13 protein-coding genes are annotated in these 19,736 nt (G+C 30.2%); 7 read left to right on the top strand and 6 right to left on the bottom strand.

All coding sequences use genetic code 11. The annotated features are described in order from the left end of the window. Positions 1–65 precede the first annotated feature (65 nt). A complete protein-coding gene (locus KK2020170_RS00305; protein ID WP_221258830.1) occupies positions 66–2,165 on the top strand; it encodes an outer membrane beta-barrel family protein in 2,100 nt (699 codons plus the stop codon). Here KK2020170_RS00305 and KK2020170_RS00300 read toward each other — a convergent pair whose 3' ends face one another. From KK2020170_RS00300 to KK2020170_RS00285, 4 genes are all read right to left on the bottom strand, one after another. After that, the gene (locus KK2020170_RS00300) at positions 2,166–2,675 is read right to left on the bottom strand and encodes a GNAT family N-acetyltransferase (RefSeq protein WP_221258829.1); all 510 of its coding nucleotides are present in this window, start codon (positions 2,673–2,675) and stop codon (positions 2,166–2,168) included. Beyond that, entirely contained in the window at positions 2,672–3,484 is an 813-nt protein-coding gene (locus tag KK2020170_RS00295; protein WP_221258828.1) for an alpha/beta hydrolase, read from the bottom strand. Before KK2020170_RS00295 ends, KK2020170_RS00300 begins: the two co-directional genes overlap by 4 nt. 115 nt (positions 3,485–3,599) lie before the next feature. Further along, the gene (htpG, locus tag KK2020170_RS00290; protein ID WP_221258827.1) at positions 3,600–5,486 is read right to left on the bottom strand and encodes a molecular chaperone HtpG; all 1,887 of its coding nucleotides are present in this window, start codon (positions 5,484–5,486) and stop codon (positions 3,600–3,602) included. A gap of 141 nt (positions 5,487–5,627) precedes the next feature. Then, on the bottom strand, positions 5,628–6,227 hold the full coding sequence (locus KK2020170_RS00285; protein WP_221258826.1) for a hypothetical protein: 600 nt from the start codon (positions 6,225–6,227) through the stop codon (positions 5,628–5,630). Between the two features lie 84 nt (positions 6,228–6,311). Here KK2020170_RS00285 and KK2020170_RS00280 point away from each other — a divergent pair, with 84 nt between their 5' ends. Further along, positions 6,312–7,247, top strand: a complete 936-nt coding sequence (locus KK2020170_RS00280) for an ABC transporter ATP-binding protein (RefSeq protein ID WP_221258825.1) — start codon at positions 6,312–6,314, stop codon at positions 7,245–7,247. 20 nt (positions 7,248–7,267) lie between these two features. Here KK2020170_RS00280 and KK2020170_RS00275 read toward each other — a convergent pair whose 3' ends face one another. Further along, positions 7,268–9,682 carry an alpha/beta hydrolase family protein gene (locus KK2020170_RS00275; protein WP_221258824.1) on the bottom strand — a complete coding sequence of 805 codons (2,415 nt, stop codon included), beginning with the start codon at positions 9,680–9,682 and terminating at the stop codon, positions 7,268–7,270. Positions 9,683–9,871: 189 nt separating this feature from the next. Between KK2020170_RS00275 and KK2020170_RS00270 the strand changes: the two genes are divergently transcribed. After that, positions 9,872–10,879, top strand: coding sequence for a 3-oxoacyl-ACP synthase III family protein (locus KK2020170_RS00270; RefSeq protein ID WP_221259961.1), 1,008 nt, complete (start codon positions 9,872–9,874; stop codon positions 10,877–10,879). A 108-nt stretch (positions 10,880–10,987) separates the two neighbouring features. Here the strand turns inward: KK2020170_RS00270 and KK2020170_RS00265 are convergent, their stop codons facing one another. After that, entirely contained in the window at positions 10,988–13,381 is a 2,394-nt protein-coding gene (locus KK2020170_RS00265; protein WP_221258823.1) for a TonB-dependent receptor, read from the bottom strand. A gap of 191 nt (positions 13,382–13,572) precedes the next feature. Here KK2020170_RS00265 and argS point away from each other — a divergent pair, with 191 nt between their 5' ends. The 4 genes from argS (at position 13,573) to KK2020170_RS00245 (ending at position 19,721) form a co-directional block, all read left to right on the top strand. Next, positions 13,573–15,360 (top strand): arginine--tRNA ligase, encoded by a 1,788-nt coding sequence (gene argS, locus KK2020170_RS00260; protein WP_221258822.1) that lies wholly within the window; start codon positions 13,573–13,575, stop codon positions 15,358–15,360. A 108-nt stretch (positions 15,361–15,468) separates the two neighbouring features. After that, entirely contained in the window at positions 15,469–16,818 is a 1,350-nt protein-coding gene (locus KK2020170_RS00255) for an SGNH/GDSL hydrolase family protein (RefSeq protein WP_255567322.1), read from the top strand. Beyond that, entirely contained in the window at positions 16,808–18,235 is a 1,428-nt protein-coding gene (locus tag KK2020170_RS00250) for a GDSL-type esterase/lipase family protein (protein WP_221258820.1), read from the top strand. Before KK2020170_RS00255 ends, KK2020170_RS00250 begins: the two co-directional genes overlap by 11 nt. Continuing rightward, positions 18,228–19,721, top strand: coding sequence for an MBOAT family O-acyltransferase (locus KK2020170_RS00245; RefSeq protein WP_221258819.1), 1,494 nt, complete (start codon positions 18,228–18,230; stop codon positions 19,719–19,721). The genes KK2020170_RS00250 and KK2020170_RS00245 overlap by 8 nt, the downstream gene beginning before the upstream one ends. Positions 19,722–19,736 lie beyond the last annotated feature (15 nt).

Genomic DNA, 19,736 nt, shown 5'->3' with positions numbered 1-19,736 from the left:
ATTAATTTGTAACAAAATTACTAGAAATAAGTCAAACTATGATATAACAAGATAATTAAGCTTAAATGAAAAATTTAATACCTGCCTTTTTTTTATTAATACTACCTAATTTTTTATTTTCTCAAACAGAAAATGATTCAATAAAATCAACGGAATTAGAAGAAGTTATTCTTGTGAAAAAGAAAAAAGCCGTAGAGCAAAAGGCAGATCGTACCATTTTTGATTTTTCAGAACAAGCTCATTTAAATTCGGGTTCGGTTATGGAGGGTTTAAAAAAGCTTCCAGGCTTAATAGTTTCTGATGTTGCTGGTATGATGTATCAAGGTAAACAGTTAGAAGTATTTATGGATAGTAGACCATTAAATATTTATTCAAATGAATTGACTTCGTATTTAGAAAGTTTACCAGCAAATTCAATTGAAAAAGTTGAAATAATAACGCAGCCAGGAGCCGAATTTCCAGCAACATCAGGTGGTGCTATTATTAATATAATTACTTCCAAAAACGCTAAAAATTATCTATCTGCAACGTATTCAAACGGATATAGTTATACAAAATATGATGATTCTCGTCATCGTTTTAATAATAGTTTACTTGTTAGTGCAAAAAACAGTCTGTTTGGTTGGCAAATACAAATAGGACAAAGCTATAATGAAGCCTATCAAAGGAGTAACTTCTTCAGTCCAAATGAAGTAATTTCTCAAAACTTTTCCGATAGAACAAATCGTTTTTATTTTGTTAAAACCGGTTTGAAATTTGATTTAGGAAACGATAGATTGTTGGTAAATTATGACTTTAATACCAGTAATAATAGATCTACAATAGATGCTAATGGATTTGGTTTTGTTTCTTCTGATTTAAGTAAAAATAAAAGAAATCGAAATGATGTAGCATTAAATTATCAAAAACGATTTGAAGATAGAAGCAAAAAATTAGACTTCAGATTTAATTATAACAATAATCAGAATGATTTTGACTTAACTTCATTGATAAATGGAACTGCTGGTCTTCAAAATAATTATAATCAAAATTTTTATCAATTTAAAACAGATTATTCTCAAGAATTAAAGTTATTAGATGAAACAAAATTTAGCATTGGAGTTTTAGCTGATAAACTAGATTTTGTAACTGAGAGTTTTGATGTAAAAAATTTAGATTATTGGAGAACGACATATGCGGCTTATTCTGAATTTCAATCGACTTATAAAAAGTTTGATTTCATTTTAGGCGGAAGATTAGAATCCTATAAAATTAAAGGAGAAACAAATACTGGTTTATTAACGCCATTTGATTTAACCCGATTTTTCCCTAATGCTACAATACAATACAATATAATGCCGCAAGTGTTTTTTAATGCTAATTACAACAAAAAGATTAGTTTGCCTAATACTTCGGCTTTGAATCCTAATAACACAAATTATCAAAATCCAAATGTTTCATTTTTTGGTAACCCAAATTTAGATCCTACAATTTTTGATAATTATGAAATTAGAGTAAGTGCTTTTGAATATTTTTATATTGGATATTCTATTAGCGATGCAAGTAATCAAGTAGTAAATAGAATTATTGAGACACCAGGCGGAGCTGCAAGTGTTTCTGTAAATGCCCCAAAACTGAAAGTTCATAATTTTAACTTTGGATTACCATTGCCTTATATGTTATTTTTAAAAGGCTTGAAAGAAACCTTAAAGTTTGATTTCAATCCTGATGAAATTAATTTTTTGTATATTTATATAGGACATCAAAAACACTTTCTTGATGGAATTGATTATAAAGGTTTTTGGAATTTTAATTTAATGTCTCAGGTTCAGTTGCCTAGTAAAATTAAATTCACACTTAATTATAATACATCTACTACTGGAGGAAATTATCAATATTATGCCATTCAAGAACCTTTTAGTCAGCAATTAGACGCAACATTTGCAAAGAAATTCTTATCTGATAATTTATCTGTTTCATTATATGTAAACGATATTTTTAATACAAATAAACAAGGTTTAGGTGCAATTGGAACCGATTTACAATATTACAGTAAATATGATTCTAGGCGAATTGGTTTTTCATTGAATTATAAAATTCCAACTCGAAATAAATTAGCAAAAGAAGATTCAAATTTTCTTAATTCTACTAAGAAAGAAGAAGGAAATGAAGTATTAAAGAATTAGTTAATAAGACTTTTTATTTATTTCATAAATCCAATTTGTTTTTGGCGAAGTATCGTCTTTTATTTCGCCAATTTTCTTTCCACCTAGTTTTTCAACTGCTTTTTGTGAGCGGAAATTAGTTTCGCCAACATGAAAATGTATGTTTTCTACAAAGTGGAAAGCATAATCCATCATTAAATGTTTTACTGTGGAGTTATAATTGGTTCCCCAAAGGCTTCGATCGATGAATGTATAACCAATTACTATAGTTTTTAAATTTGCATCATAATTATAAAATCGAGTCGAGCCAATAACTTGATTGGATACAGTGTCGATAATTTTGAATGCTCCTTTAGATTCTATTGCTTTGTTGAAAAACTCTTCAAAGACTTCTTTTTTAAACCTATCATTGTTAGGATGTTGTTCCCACAACAATTCGTCAGAAGCAATATTGTATAATTCATCAAAATCTCCTTTTTGTAAAGGTATTAATGTTACTAATTCGTTATGTAATATTGGTTGTAAATTCATTTGTTTTCTGTAAAAGGGAATAATAATGAAAATGCTTTGTACAAACTATTGTGTAAAATTGTCGCATGATTTTCTTCAGGAAAAATTACAAAATCAGTTTTTTTGGTTTCTATTTTACTTAACAATAAAGCAAGTGATTTAGCATCTTTTACCATTATCTTGTGTTCTTGCTGACCAACGGCCAAGTAAATATATTTTTCTGAATAATTATTCTTTGGTAAGACTTGTTTGCCTAATTCTAATAAGCTTTGATTGTCCCACCATAAACTTGGACTAGTAATTAAATAATGTGAAAATAGATTCGGTTTTTTTATTAGAATTTCAGTTGCCAATAATCCACCAAGTGATTGGCCAATTAAATAATTTTTACCATTGGTTCTGTAATTTGAATTGATATAAGGTTGTAATTCTTTTTCAATGAATTCTATGAAATTTTCTGAGCCACCTGTTGTTGGGTAATCTTTTTTTAAATCTTTATCAGTTGTAGGAAAAGTGAAATCGTGTTTTCTATCGAGATTAGAAATTCCAACAATAATACATTTTGGCATTTTAAATTGAAGATTAAAAAATTGCACTAAACCCGTTACGTGAATTAAATCTTCGTTTATTGAACCATCTAATAGATAGATAACAGGATATTTTTCTTCATCATTATAATCATCAGGTAAAACAATATTTAAATTTCGATGTTCTACTAAAATTATTGATTTTAATGTTATTATGTCTCCTATATTCAAAGCTTTTTTTTGGTCTACTTGTCCAAAACTGAAAACTGAAAATAATAACACTCCTAAAAGAAAGTTTTTCATTTTTTTTTTTTCTTTAAAAATACAAAAACCTGTAAGAGAATCTTACAGGTTTTAAATTTAATTATAATTCTAAACTTGATTTAGAATCTAAAAGGATTGTGAAGTATCAAATAAACTATTTTAAACTTTCAAAACTTCTTTTTACAAAGGCAGTTAACTCTTCTCCTTTTAATAATCCTTGAGAAAGTTTGGCTAAATCTAATGCTTGTTTTACAAGTGATTTTTGAACTTCCTCATTTTCATTTGATAAAATATTTGATGCTAATTCAGAATTGGTATTTACTACTAAATTATACATTTCGGGTAAATTACCCATGCCAAACATTCCACCGCCACCTGATTGACTCATTTCTTTCATTCTTCTCATGAATTCAGGTTGCGTAATCATAAATGGAGCTGATTTGCTATCTAGAGCTTCCATTTGAACAGTATAAGTTTCTTTAGGAACAAAACCTTCTATAGCAGTTTTAAGTTTTTCTTTTTCATCATCAGATAATTTTGAAATTTGATTTTCCTCTTTCTGAATTAATTTGTCTAAATGATCCGCATCTACACGAGCAAAAGTTAGATTTTCATTATCCGCTTCTAATTTTTGAATTAAATGTGATACAATAGGTGAATCTAATAATAATACTTCATAACCTTTTTCAATCGCAGCTTCAATATAACTATGTTGAGCATCTTTGTTTGAAGCATATAACACGACTAACTTTCCATCTTTATCTGTTTGATTTGAAGCTAGTTTTTCTTTTAATTCGGCTAAAGTGTAATATTTTTCTTCTGTTGTAGGGTATAAAACAAAATCTCCAGCTTTTTCATAGAACTTAGGTTCCGAAAGCATTCCATATTCTAATACAATTTTAATATCGTTCCATTTTTGCTCAAAATCTTCACGGTTTTCATTGAATAATGATTTCAATTTATCGGAAACTTTACGTGTAATGTAATTTGAAATTTTCTTTACATTTCCATCAGCTTGTAGATAGGAACGTGAAACGTTAAGTGGAATATCTGGAGAATCGATAACACCTTTTAACATCGTTAAGAATTCTGGTACAATTCCTTCAACATTATCTGTTACAAAAACTTGATTTTGATATAATTGAATCTTATCTTTTTGAATTTGTAAATCTGAAGATAGTTTAGGGAAATATAAAATTCCAGTTAAATTGAACGGATAATCTACATTCAAATGAATGTTAAATAAAGGTTCATCAAATTGCATTGGGTACAATTCTCTATAAAAATTCTTGTAATCTTCATCTGTTAAATCAGAAGGCTGTTTCGTCCAAGCAGGATTTGGATTATTGATGATATTATCAACATCTTTGTACTCTGTTTTATAATCATCACCAGCGTCTTCGGGTTTTGGTAGCGCTTCTTTTCTAGTGCCAAATTTAATTGGAATTGGCATGAACTTATTATACTTAGTTAAAAGTTCTCTAATTTTTCCTTCTTCTAAAAATTCTAACGAATCCTCAGCTATATGTAAAATAATTTCAGTTCCTCTTTCTGTTTTATCATGTGGCTCTAGCGTAAATTCCGGACTTCCGTCACATGTCCAATGTGCTGCTGGTTCATCTTTAAATGATTTGGTGATGATTTCCACTTTACTAGCAACCATAAAAGCCGAGTAAAATCCTAAACCGAAATGACCAATTACACCTGAATCTTTGGCAGAATCTTTATACTTTTCTAAGAATTCTTCGGCACCAGAAAAAGCAATTTGATTAATATATTTCTCAACTTCCTCGGCTGTCATTCCTAAGCCTTGATCGATGATATGAAGTTTTTTACCTACGGCATCAATTTTCACTTCAATGATAGGATTGCCGTATTCAACCTTTGCCTCTCCAATGCTTGTTAAGTGTTTTAGTTTTAAAGTAGCATCAGTTGCATTAGAAACTAATTCACGAAGAAAAATTTCGTGATCACTATATAAAAACTTTTTAATTAAAGGAAATATGTTTTCTACCGAAACATTAATTTTTCCACTTGACATATCTATCTGTTTTAAATTAAACTTGTAAAAGGTTTTTCAAATAAAATACCAAAGTTGTTTTGGTGACAAATTGACATAAAAAAAGACTCCTCAAAAAATGAGAAGCCTTATACATGAAAATAGTTTGGGTTGGTTTTATTTTTAGTATTCGTTAAACTTATAAATTATACCACCAGTAACGTTATAAGTTATTCCTGTAAATGAATTTACTGCATCCGTATAAGCTAAAGTACCGTCAAAATTGTAATGTTGTGAAATGTTAAACACAACAGATGTATCTATTGCAAAAAACAATCCGTCAGTAATTCTGAATCGTGGAGTTAAGCCTCCAATTACATTAACTAAGTTGTCATTACCACCACCTAGAGATGATTTTACTAAAGAATAACCTGCACCACCATGAGCGATTAGGTTAAAGAAATCATGACTGCTAGCACGCGTAATTAATGATGAAATATTAGCAGTACCTTGAATTGATATTCTAGTAATATCAACACCTGTTTTCTCATCTAGTTTTAAAATATCTGTTCTAAATTTATCAGAAGCAAAATCTAATTTTAAACCATAGGTTTCATCGAAATCATAGGTTAATCCAGCTCCAAAGTGAGAAAGATTGTTAATACTTGGTTCAAAAACTCCGTTTAAACCATAATTAACTTCAAGACCATATTGCGCTTGTGAAGTTGTAAAAGAAAATAAAGAGATTAAAAAAAGAGCTCCTTTTAAAAGATTAAATTTCATATTGGTATTAATTTTGGGCGGTGCAATATAGTAATTATTTATTTTTTTAAAAATAACTTAATACTTTTGTTTTTTATTTCTTTCATGTTAAAAGTAGAATCACTTTCGTTTCAATATAGTAATCAAGTATTTAATACGCTAAACTTACTTTCTTTTGCCATTAAACAAGGTGAAAGTCTTGCGATTATTGGGGAAAGTGGTTGCGGAAAAAGTACATTGTTAAAGTTGATTTATGGTCTAGAAGATGCAAAATCTGGTAATATTTATTGGAATGGTGAAGTGGTTACTGGTCCAAAATTTAACTTGGTTCCTGGTATGTCACAAATAAAATATTTAGCACAAGATTTTGATTTGATGCCATACATAACCGTCTCAGAAAATGTAGGTAAATATTTATCTAATTTTTTTCCTGAAGAAAAGAAGGCTAGGATAGATGAATTACTTGAGGTGGTTGAAATGAGTGAATTTTTCAACACGAAGGTAAAATATTTAAGCGGTGGTCAAATGCAGCGTGTTGCCTTGGCAAAAGTTTTAGCTAAAGAACCTGAACTTTTATTATTAGACGAACCTTTTAGTCATATTGATAATTTCAGAAAGAATAGTTTAAGAAGAAATATTTTTAGTTATTTAAAAAAGAGAAATATTACATGTGTTATTGCTACACATGATGTTAATGATTCATTATCTTTTGCTGACGAAATAATGGTAATGAAAGAAGGTGAGTTAATAGTTAAAGGTAAAACTTTAACTATTTATGAAGAAAAGTCAAGTAAATATGTAGCGTCGTTATTTGATGATGTTTCTGAAATTGAAATAAAAGGTGAAAAAAAATTATTCTATCCAAACGAATTTGAAATAGTAGAAAACTCCGAAATTGAAGTAGAAGTTAAGCAGAGCTTTTTCAAAGGGAGCCATTTTTTAATTGAAGGAAATTTTAATCAAAGTTTAATTTATTTTAACTCTGATAGAGAACACGAAATAGGAACAATATTATATTTAAAAGAAAAATCCCGAAATTGATTCGGGATTTTTTTTAAATATTAATTTTTTAAATGTTTTTCTAAGAATTGGTCTTGTTCCCATAACAAATGGAAAATATTTTCTTTTGCACGATATCCATGACTTTCTTTTGGTAAAATTACCATTCTTGCTGGTGCACCTAAACCTTTTAGAGCTTGATAATAACGTTCTGTTTGTAAAGTAAAAGTACCTGGATTATTATCGGCTTCGCCATGAACTAATAAAATAGGCGTTTTCATTTTTTCAGCATTCATAAATGGCGACATTCCATTGTAAATATTAGGAACATCCCAATAATTTCTTTGTTCACTTTGGAAACCAAACGGTGTAAGTGTTCTGTTATAAGCACCGCTTCGTGCAATTCCGCAAGCAAATAATTTTGAATGTGTAAGTAAATTTGCTGTCATGAAAGCGCCATAACTATGTCCGCCCACTCCAACTTTAGTTCTGTCAATATAACCTAAATTATCAACCGCATTAATTGCAGCTTCAGCATTAGCAACTAACTGAGGAATAAATGTGTCGTTTGGTTCTGTTGTTCCTTCACCAATAATTGGGAAAGCAGCATCATCTAAAACAGCATAGCCACGGGTTACCCAATATACAAACGAACCATAGTATGGAAATGTAAATTCATTTGGATTTTGTGTGGTTTGTCCAGCACTATTTTTATCCTTAAATTCTTGTGGATAGGCCCAAATTAATAAAGGAAGTTTTTTGTCTTTTTTTGTTCTGTCATATCCAGCAGGTAAATATAAAGTTCCTGATAAAGAAACACCGTCATTTCTTTTATAGGTAATTACTTCTTTGTAAACATTCTTTAAACTTTCAAACGGATTTTTAAAATCGGTTATTTGAGTTAGTTTTTTCGATTTTAAATTTCTGAAATAGTAATTAGGATATTCATTTTTCGATTCAATACGAACTAATACTTCCCCTTTTTTTGCATCTTCTAAAGAAAGTAAATTTTCTTTTTTAGTTTTTAGATCAGAGCGGTATAAGCGTTTAGTTTTTAATGTTTTTAAATCAAATTCATCAATAAATGGGAATTGTCCTTCTTTAGTGAAACCTTCACCCAAAAGATACATTTTATTGTTTTCAATATTTAAAACATATCTTCCATAATCGTTCTTTTTCATTTGAAAACTTCCAGGGTCACTATAACTGTCTTGATAATTACGCTCTTCGATTTTTTTAGGATTACCACCTTCAATACTTGGATTGATTAAATAACGTTTTAGAGTTCTAGTATCGTACCAATATTCCATAAACATCGCAATATCTTTATTTCCCCAAGTAACTCCTGCAAAGCGCAATTGAGTTTTAAAGAATGATTTTGGCGCTTCATTAAATGGCGCTTTCCATAAAAAAACTTCATCTCTAAATTCTACTTCTTTGTTAGCATCTCCACCATCCAATGCTTCAGAAAAGTATAATGTTGATGGTTCATCTGCTCTCCAACCGATTCCTCTTTTTCCAGCGCGAGTAGACATGAATCCTTTTGCTCTTATTTCATCTAATGGCACATTGTTTACTTCTTTAATTAAATTTCCATTGATATCATAAACAGTTTCAGATTGAGGAAATCTGCTGTAAGGAACTACATAAGAAAAGGGTTTGTTAATTTTAGTAAGTAAGATGTAGTTTCCATCAGGTGAAAAACTTTCATCTGCATAAATTGCAGCAGGTTTAAAAAGCTTTTTATTACCATTTAAATCAACGGTATATAGTTCTGAAGTAACTAAAGTCTCAAAGTTGGCTTCATCTATTTTGTTTTTTAATAAATCTTGATAGGTTCTGTTTTGTGAAGATTTACCGCCAGATGTTTCAGACACTATTGGTCCTTCAGGTAAATCTTTTTCGTTATCGATTAATTTAGGTCTGTTTTCAGGAAGAACCTTAATTAATATTTTATTACTGTCTCTATACCAATTTGTAGGATTACCTAAGTTAGCATTTAAATTATCAGCAGTCAATTTTTTTGCAGTTACTATTGCTACATCTATAACCCATAATTCAACACCTTTTTCAGTTGTATTAGTAAAAGCTATTTTTTTCTCATCTGGAGACCAAGAAATATTTGTAATCTTAGCATTTTCAGGTAAACCAATTACTTGTTTTGGCGAACCGTTTTTTACTTTAGAAAGTTTTAAATTATTAATATAAGTTACAGTACTTGAAATATTTGTAGATGGATTAATACGTAATCCGCCTAATTTCATTTCATCTTGATTTAGTTCGTCTAAACTCTTGTATGTATTAGTGTAACTTAAAAGCATATTTTCTTTTTTAGAATCCATGCTTACACTAGGAGCTCTTTCATAATCCGCCAAATCTAAAATTTCTTTGGGTGGCTTTTGATACTTTAAGTTCTCTTGAGCTTGTGTTGATAATGTCATTAAAAGTAATGACAAATAAAAAATAGTTTTTTTCATCGAGGAATTTATTTGTTTGGTTCCCAAATTTAAAAAATTGAGATTTTAGATTTCTTTAAATTTTGTTAAATAGAATTTTACTTAAATTATTTTTTTTTTTGGATTCAATAATACAAGTGTTTAAATTCAATATTTTTTTGATAATTTTATAGTTTTGCTTTAATAAATTAATAATTTGATAATATGATGATGTATAATTCAAGAATTTCAGGTTTAGGTTATTACGTTCCTGATAATGTGGTAACTAATGAAGATCTGTCTAAGTTGATGGACACTAATGATGAATGGATTCAAGAGCGTACTGGAATTAAAGAAAGAAGGCATGTTTCTAGTTTAGACGATACAACTACATCAATGGGTGTTAAAGCCGCTGAAATGGCAATTGAACGTTCTGGAGTTGCAAAAGAGGATATAGATTTTATTGTTTTTGCAACATTAAGTCCTGACTATTATTTTCCTGGTCCAGGAGTTTTAGTACAACGCGATTTAGGTTTAAAAACAGTAGGTGCTTTGGATGTAAGAAACCAGTGTTCTGGTTTTGTATATGGATTGTCTGTTGCTGATCAATTTATTAAAACAGGAATGTATAAAAATGTTTTAGTTATTGGTTCTGAAGTACATTCACGTGGATTAGATTTTACAACTCGAGGTAGAGGTGTTTCAGTAATTTTTGGTGATGGAGCAGGAGCGGCGGTTTTGTCACGAACAGAAGATAATTCGAAAGGTATTTTATCTACGCATTTACATTCGGAAGGGCAACATGCTGAAGAATTAGCATTAGTTGCACCAGGAATGGGAAAACGTTGGGTAACGGATATAATCAAAGACAACAATCCTGATGATGAAAGTTATTATCCATATATGAACGGACAATTTGTATTTAAGAATGCAGTAGTTCGTTTTAGCGAAGTAATTAATGAAGGTTTACAGAAGAATAATCTTCAAGTTTCTGATATTAATATGTTAATTCCGCATCAAGCGAATTTGAGAATTTCACAGTTTATCCAACAGAAATTTAAATTAGAAGATAGTCAAGTGCATAATAATATTATGAAATACGGAAATACTACTGCAGCTTCCATTCCAATTGCTTTAACGGAAGCTTGGGAACAAGGAAAAATTAAAGAAGGTGATTTAGTTGTTTTAGCTGCTTTTGGTTCAGGCTTTACTTGGGGAAGTGCTATTATTCGTTGGTGATTTTTTTAGAAAAAAGAGAATAAAAAAATAGAATAAAAACAAAAAACGCTCTGAATTTTCAGAGCGTTTTTACTATTAACTAATCATTTACGACTAATTACTAAGAAATTAAAACATTCCTCCACTACCTTGCGATTCGTTATCATCACGTTGTTTTCTAGAAAGAGCTCTGTTTTTTCCACCACCAAAACGGTAATTTAAGCCTAAATAAACAGTTTGGTTTTCCCAGTAAAATGCTCCATATTGTCTGTGAGGAATATTTCCGTCGAAAGCAAAACGCATCGTGTCAAAAACGTCATTTAAACGTGCTGTAATAGTTCCTTTACCTTTGGCAAAATTATAACTTGAACCAATATCTATTTTATACATTTCTTTTCTTTCAAATTGTAAACTTAAATCGCGACCTCTATAAAATCCGAATAATTGAAAACGTAAATTTTGAGTAGCTGTAAAATTGTTATTCATTCTGAAATTAAAAGCAGTCACATCAACTTCAGCATTTTCAAAAACACCTGTGTCTGAATTTTGTACAGTTCCTTTAACCGTTCTAAAATACACATCGGCACTTGTATTAACAGACCACCATTTTGCGAATTTTAAGTTGGCAGATGATTCTACCCCAAATGCATTATTGTTATTGAAATTGTCATAAGAAAGGATGTTTCTATTTACATTATCTGGATCAGCAAAAACTACTCTAGAAATTTCGTCATTAATTAACCTGTAGAATGCACCACTTGTAATGGAACCAATTTTCATTTTTCGAGTATAATTTATTTCTAATGAGTTAGTAAATTGTGGAACTAAATCGGGATTTCCTCTAGATTCTAATAAAGGTGTTGTCCATTCTCTAATTGGATTTAATTGTCCAATACTTGGTCTGTCAACTCTTCTCGAATAATTTAAATTGAAAGAGTTTTTATCATCTTTTGTATATGTTAAAAATGCAGAGGGATACGCAGTAAAAATATCATCAGTAACTTTTTGATTAGCTGAACCTGTTGAAGCAAAATCAGCATCTAAATCAAAATATTCTAAACGCACGCCAAGTTGTCCACTCCATTTACCTATTTGCTTACCAATATTTGCATAAGCTGAATATATATTTCGATTAAACTCAAAATTATTTATTGTTGTTGTTGATGTTTGTATATCATCAAAATCACTAGAAGTATCTTGTAACCTAGATTCAACTCCAAGTTCTAATTTAGAAGTTTCAGTTAACGGATTAATATAGTCTAAATTAAATTGGAAATAGTTTGTGTTTCCTTCAATGTTATTAAATCTAATACTATTTTCAGTCGGGTTATATGTTGTCTCGTCGTATTTAGTTTCTTCTGTGTTTTTTGTTTTAGAATAGTTTAATTGTATATCTAAAATTTCTTCTTTTTTATCAAAATCATGATGATATGCTAAATCGTAAGTTTGGTTATAACTTTCATTATTATTGAAAAAATATTGGTCAGTATCTCTATTTGTGATAGGATTATAAAAATTCACTAAAGAACTTCCGTCACCATTTGTATCTGTAATATTTTGATTGGTGTAGAATGAAATATTATTCTTATCATTTATATAATAATCCATTCCTAATTTAATCAAATGAGAATTATTTAAGTTTCTAAAACTAAAATCTTGACGGTTTTCTAAAGAAGGTCTTTCACTTTCAATGTAACCATTATTTGCATTTATACCATGATTGTAACCATAGTTAGTATAGAAATTTACCTTACCAACTCTGTAGTTCAAATTGATGTTTGTGTTTGTTTTTGGTGTAATTCCAAAAGTAACGCCAGTATTGATAGAACCGTTAAATCCGTCTTGAGAATTTTTATGTAAAATAATATTAATAATTCCGCTCATTCCTTCAGGATTGTACTTTGCAGAAGGATTGGTAATTAATTCAATTTGTTTAATAGATGCTGACGGAATTTGTTGTAATAACTGTTCAACTGGAATATTCGATGGTTTTCCATCTATTAATACGCGAACATTAGAGTTACCACGCATACTAATTTCTTTAGTTTGTGGGTCAATACTCAAAGTAGGAACATTGTTCATAATTTCCGAAGCTGTTGTTCCAGAAGCAATTAAATCTTTTCCAACATTAATTACTTTTCGGTCAATTTTTTGTACCATTTGTGATTGCTCGGCTACAACTTCAACGCCTTCAAGTTGTTGTACATCTTCTGCAATTAAAATAGTGCCAAGTTCAACTTTTTTAGTTTCTGTCAAGTTAACTTGTTTAACGACTGTTTTGTATCCTATAAATTGAATTTCAACTGTGTAGTTATCTGAAGCTAATTTAGAAACTTCAAACTCACCTTTATCGTCTGTAATGCCTCCAGTAACTGTAGCGTCATTACTTTTAACAACGATGGTAACATAAGGTAAAGGTTCGTTTGTTTTTTGATCGATTACTTTTCCAGAAACACTTCCTGTATTTTGAGCGTAAATTCCTAGACTGCTCAATAAAAAAAGTACGTAAAGTGATAATTTCATTTTAAGAATTGTTTAATTGGTTTGATTGATGATTTAGGTTAATAGACAGCATAAACATTCATTTGTTACAGTTAATTCTACTTTTATATTTTCTTTAACACTTTTAATTCCATTAAACGAAAAAAACTAACAACTAATTACTATTTACTAATCACTAATTACTAAATTTGCACCTTTAAAAATATAGGAAAATGACAGTACAAGAAACACTTACAAAACACATTCAAGTTGCCGTTCAAAATTTATTCGATTTACAAATTGAAAAAGTTGAATTTCAAGCAACTCGTAGGGAATTTGAAGGTGATATTACGATGGTTGTTTTCCCGCTTGTAAAACTATTGAAAGGCAATCCACTTGAGATAGGAAATAAAATAGGAAACTATTTAGTGGAAAATGTTGCTGAGGTTGAAAAATTTAATGTTGTAGCAGGATTTTTAAATATTGTGATTTCTGATGCTTTTTACGTGAATTTCTTCAATTCGATTAAAGACCAAGAAACTTTTGGTTATGCGAGTCCTGTTGAAGGAGAAAAGGCAATAATGGTGGAATATTCTTCGCCTAATACCAACAAACCTTTGCATTTAGGTCATATTCGTAATAATTTATTAGGGTATTCTGTAGCTGAAATTATTAAAGCTTCAGGTAAAAAAGTATATAAAACACAAATTATCAACGATCGTGGTATTCACATTTGTAAGTCAATGTTGGCTTGGCAAAAATTTGGAAACGGACAAACACCTGAATCTACAGGTTTAAAAGGCGATAAATTAGTTGGGAATTTCTATGTAGAGTTTGATAAGCAATACAAAAAAGAAATTAACGATTTAATTGCGCAAGGTAAAACAGAAGATGAAGCTAAAAAATTAGCGCCTTCTATTTTAGAAGCACAAGAAATGCTACGTAAATGGGAAGCTGGGGATGAAGAAGTTGTGGCTTTATGGAAGAAAATGAACCAATGGGTATACGATGGTTTCGAAGAAACCTACAAAAACCTAGGTGTTGATTTTGATAGCTACTATTATGAATCTAATACCTATTTGTTAGGTAAAGAAGTCGTACAATTTGGTTTAGAAAAAGGCATTTTCGAAAAAGATCCAGATGGTTCGGTTTGGATCGATTTAACCGAAGATGGTTTAGATAGAAAAATCGTGCTACGTTCTGATGGAACAGCGGTGTATATGACGCAAGATATTGGAACTGCTATCCAACGTGTGAAAGATAATCCAGATGTTGGTGGAATGGTTTATACAGTAGGTAACGAACAAGATTATCATTTTAAAGTATTATTCTTAATCTTGAAGAAATTAGGTTTTGATTGGGCAGAGCATTTGTATCATTTATCTTATGGAATGGTCGAATTACCATCTGGAAAAATGAAATCTCGTGAAGGAACGGTTGTAGATGCTGATGATTTAATGAGTGAAATGACGGAAACCGCTCAAAGAATTTCGGAAGAATTAGGGAAATTAGATGGTTACTCTACAGATGAAAAAACGAAATTGTTTAAAACGATTGGTTTAGGCGCTTTGAAATATTATATGTTAAAAGTCGATCCTAAGAAAACCATGATGTTTAATCCTGAAGAATCGGTAGATTTTAATGGAAATACAGGTCCGTTTATTCAATACACTTATGCACGAATTCAATCGATTTTAAGAAAAGCCGATTTCGATTACACTTCTGTCACATTGAGCGGAGTCGAAATGTCTTTACACGAAAAAGAGAAAGAATTAATCAAACAAGTACAATTATTTCCTGAAGTAATTCAAAATGCAGCGGCTAATTATAGCCCGGCTTTAATTGCTAATTATACCTATGATTTGGTTAAAGAATTCAATTCATTCTATCAAAATGTTTCGATTTTAGGAGAAACCGATATGGATAAGAAAATTTTCCGTGTGCAATTATCTAAAATGGTAGGTTTAACGATTAAAAATGCGTTTCGCTTACTAGGAATTCAAGTTCCTGAAAGAATGTAATTCTAATTTATAGTGGTAATTTCAAAACAGTATTTTTTTAAAACGTTGCTGACATTAGTGTTGGCAACGATTTCTTTTTTTATTTGGAAGGAATTTTTACCCAATAAATTGTTTCCAACACCAAAAGGTACGTCTAAAAATGTAGTAGTCGATAGTTTATTGTTAGAAGCTTTAACTGAAGCTGATACAACTTCTTCAAAAATGATAAAAGAAGAAATTGTTTTTGAAGCCGAAAATGGTATTACTTTTCCTCCTGAAGATGTAGAAGAATACGTTGGTTACCAATATTTACTTGAGTTTTACGAAAGTTTATTTCAATTAGAAACAGAAAATAAAGGAAATGTTCGTATTGCTTATTTCAGTGATTCTATGACAGATGGCGATATGATTGTACAAGATTTACGCTCGCTTTTTCAAGAAAAGTATGGCGGAACTGGTGTTGGGTTTGTAAATATTACTTCAGAGTCGGCTAGTTCAAGAAGTTCGTTAAAACACGAGTTTTCTGGTAATTGGAAAACACAATCGTATTTAAAAACAAAACATCCAAAGGATAATTTTGGTGTAAACGGACATGTTTTTTATGCACACGATACCTTACCTAATTCTTGGGTTCGTTATAAAGCAAGTAGAATGCGCTTTGTAAAAAGTTTGCCAAAACCAACGTTATATTATGGTTATTCTGAAAACAAAAATGGAAAAGTTTTTAGAATTGTAGATGGTGATACTATTGAGCAAAACCTTTCTCCTAATAAGAAGTTGAACGAATTGCGTTTTAGTGATAATGAACTTAATTCCTTACAAGTTTATTTTAAAGATACTGATAGCATTCCAATTTATGGCTTTAATTTTGATGATGGAAAAGGTATACATATAGATAATTTTTCAAGTAGAGGAAATTCAGGTTTACCCTTATCGATGTTTAACAAAAGTTTGATGAACGAATTTCAAAATGAGCTTGGGTACGATTTAATTATTTTGCATTACGGAACAAACGTTTTAAACTATGGAACATATAATTATAGTTGGTACGAAAAGCGAATGCAAAAAGTAGTAGCTCACGTTAAAGAATGTTTTCCAAATGCAGAAGTTTTAGTGATTTCCACAGCCGATAAAGCTACGAAATACGATTTACAGATGAAAACAGATTCTGCCGTAGTTCCTTTAGTAAGAGCACAGAAAAACTATGCTATAAGCTCACAATCAGGTTTTGTGAATTTGTACAAAGAAATGGGTGGTGAGAATAGCATGATTAAATGGGTTGAAGAAGAACCTGTAAGAGCAAATAAAGATTTTACGCACTTTAACTACAAAGGTTCAGTTGCTGTTGCTAAATTAATTTTTGATAACATTAATAATGGCTATTTAGAATACAAGAAATTGAGACAAAAGAATAGGGAAGTTGTCAAGATAAAGAAAGATAGTGTAGCAAAACAAAAAGATTCGGTTTATGCAAATTAAAATAGGAATAATCTTTGCTTTTTTAACTTTTCAATTGGGTTTTTCTCAAATTGATTCGCTTGAAGTTTTTCAAGACGAAATTGTTATAGATACGATTGTTAGTGATTCCATTTTGGAACAAGGTTATAAAAGTGAAATTATAAATGCCAAAGCAATTTCGAATTTTTATGCAAAACTAAACCAATTAGAAAAAGAGAAAAATACTAAACTTCGAATTGTTCATATTGGCGACTCGCATATTCAAGCCGATTTATTTTCAGGGAAAATGCGAGCGATGTTGCAAGAGCGTTTTGGTAATGGAGGTTTAGGCTTTACGTTTCCCTACAACTTGGCAAAAACTAACGGAAATTATTTTATTAAGTATACAGCTTCAACAACTTTAGAATGTTCTCGTAATGTTTTTGCTGATAGTACAAAACCAATAGGTTTAAGCGGAATTTCAATGGAAACAACTGCAAAAGATTTTGCCATTGAATTACTAGTAAGAGACGAACAATATACCTTCAATACAATTAAAGTGGTTTCGCCTCAAAACCAACGATTGATTGATTTGGCTACAGCATCAAACGAAATAAAAATTGAATCGGCAACGCCAAAAGTTATTTACCATAAAATTAAAAGCGGTGAAGCGCTTTCCATTATAGCTAATAAATATAAGGTTTCGGTAAGTGCAATTAAAAAAGCTAATGGTTTATATTCAAACAATATTAGAGCAGGAAAAGTATTGAAGATTCCTACAAACGAAACAGAACCAAAGATCATCAGCAGAAAAGAATTTATTCCGCTTCAATTAAAAGAAAATGCGAATAGTTATTCGTACTATAGTTCGACTGAATTGGAAAAAATCTATTTAATTCCAACTGAAGATGCTACTGCTTTCAGTTTGAATGGTATCGTTCTAGAAAAAAATGCACCTGGAATCGTTTATAGTAACATTGGGGTAAATGGCGCTAAAGCATCAGATTATTTAAAATTCCCACTATTTTTTGAACAGCTAAAAGTTCTAGAAGCAGATTTAGTTATTATTTCATTAGGAACAAATGAGAGTTTTGATAAATTAGAAACACAAACATATTTTGAGCGATTGAACCAAATGATTTCGGCAATTAGAGCTCAAAATCCTACGGCTGAAATTTTAGTAACAACGCCACCACCATCATTTTGGAAAAGAAAATATCCAAATACATTAGTGGAAGAATACACGCAAAAAATAATTGAAACCGCTGCTGCAGAAAATTATGCGGTTTGGAACCTATTTGAAGCCTTAGGTGGTTTACAAAGTGTAAATAAAAATTACACAAAAGGTTTAATGGCGAGAGATAAAGTACATTATTCAAAAGCAGGATATGAACTACAAGGAACACTTTTCTTTGAAGCACTCTTAAATACTTATAAACAAGTTAATTCTGATGAATAATATCATTCAATTTTTTCAAAATTTAACTTGGGAAACAGTTATGTCTTGGTTCGTTTTTGACCCAAAAAATCCGCTATTATTTAATAGTGCATTGTTTCTTGGTATTTTCATTTTATTTTATACTATTTATATTGCAAGTAGAAAAACACATTATTTTAGGATAACTTATGTAGTGCTTTTCTCGTTGTTTTTTTATTATAAATCAAGTGGAATTTACTTTTGGTTGCTCATTTTTTCTTCAGTTGTCGATTATACCCTATCGCGATTGATTTATGTTGAGACAGTAAAGTTTTACAGAAAATTCTATTTGGTTTTAAGTTTGCTCATCAATTTAGGGTTATTGGCTTATTTTAAATATACCAATTTCTTTATTGATAATTTCAATATGTTGTTTAGTGGAAATATGAAGTTTGAAGAAATTATTCTTCCTGTTGGAATTTCATTTTACACTTTTCAAACCTTAAGTTATACGATTGATGTCTATCGAAAGGAATTAGAACCAACAAAGAGTTTTATTGACTTCTTATTTTTCGTTTCCTTTTTTCCGCAATTGGTTGCTGGACCAATTGTTAGGGCGAGTGATTTTATACCACAGATTTATCAAAAATTAAATCTAACCAAAGAAGATTTTAATAAGGCATTATTTTTAATTATAGGTGGATTAATCAAAAAAGCAGTTATATCCGATTATATTTCGGTCAATTTTGTAGATCGTGTTTTTGATGCACCCAATAGTTATTCGGCTTTTGAAAACTTAATGGCTTCTTATGGTTATGCCATTCAAATCTATTGCGATTTTTCAGGTTATTCAGACATGGCAATTGGTTTAGCATTATTAATGGGATTCACCTTACCACCCAACTTTTTAACGCCATATAAATCGGCATCGGTTACTGAATTTTGGAGAAGATGGCACATTTCCTTGTCAAGTTGGTTACGAGATTATCTATACATTTCGATGGGTGGAAATCGGAAGGGAAAGGTACGAACCTATTTCAATCTATTTATGACCATGTTCTTGGGTGGTTTATGGCATGGAGCCAATTGGAAGTTCGTGTTTTGGGGTGTTTTACACGGATTAGCTTTGGCTTTTGAACGCTATTTCGGACAATTTATTAAGTTGCCCAAAAATGCTTTTGTAAAAGGAATTCAAATTTTATTGACATTTCACTTTGTAGTTTTTTGTTGGTTGTTTTTTAGAGCAAAAGATTTTGAAACTGTATTTCAAATCGTAGAGAATATTACAAATTTAAAATGGAATTGGGTTCAAATTCAAGCTATATTAGTTGGTTATAAAAATGTATTTATTTTATTAGTATTCGGATTTATTTGGCACTTTACACCAACTTCAATTACAACCAAAAATGAGGTGTTATTTGGAAAACTTCCATTAGTAATTAAAGCTATTTTATTAGGCTTTGTTTTTTGGATTGTATACGCAACAGCCGCCGAAGGAACGCAACCGTTTATTTATTTTCAGTTTTAAAAATCAAAAGCCGAT

The organism is Flavobacterium okayamense (genome assembly GCF_019702945.1).
Classification (GTDB): Bacteria; Bacteroidota; Bacteroidia; order Flavobacteriales; family Flavobacteriaceae; genus Flavobacterium; species Flavobacterium okayamense.
The sequence above is the reverse complement of the archived record's forward strand: the minus strand, read 5'-3'. Positions and strand labels throughout refer to the sequence as shown.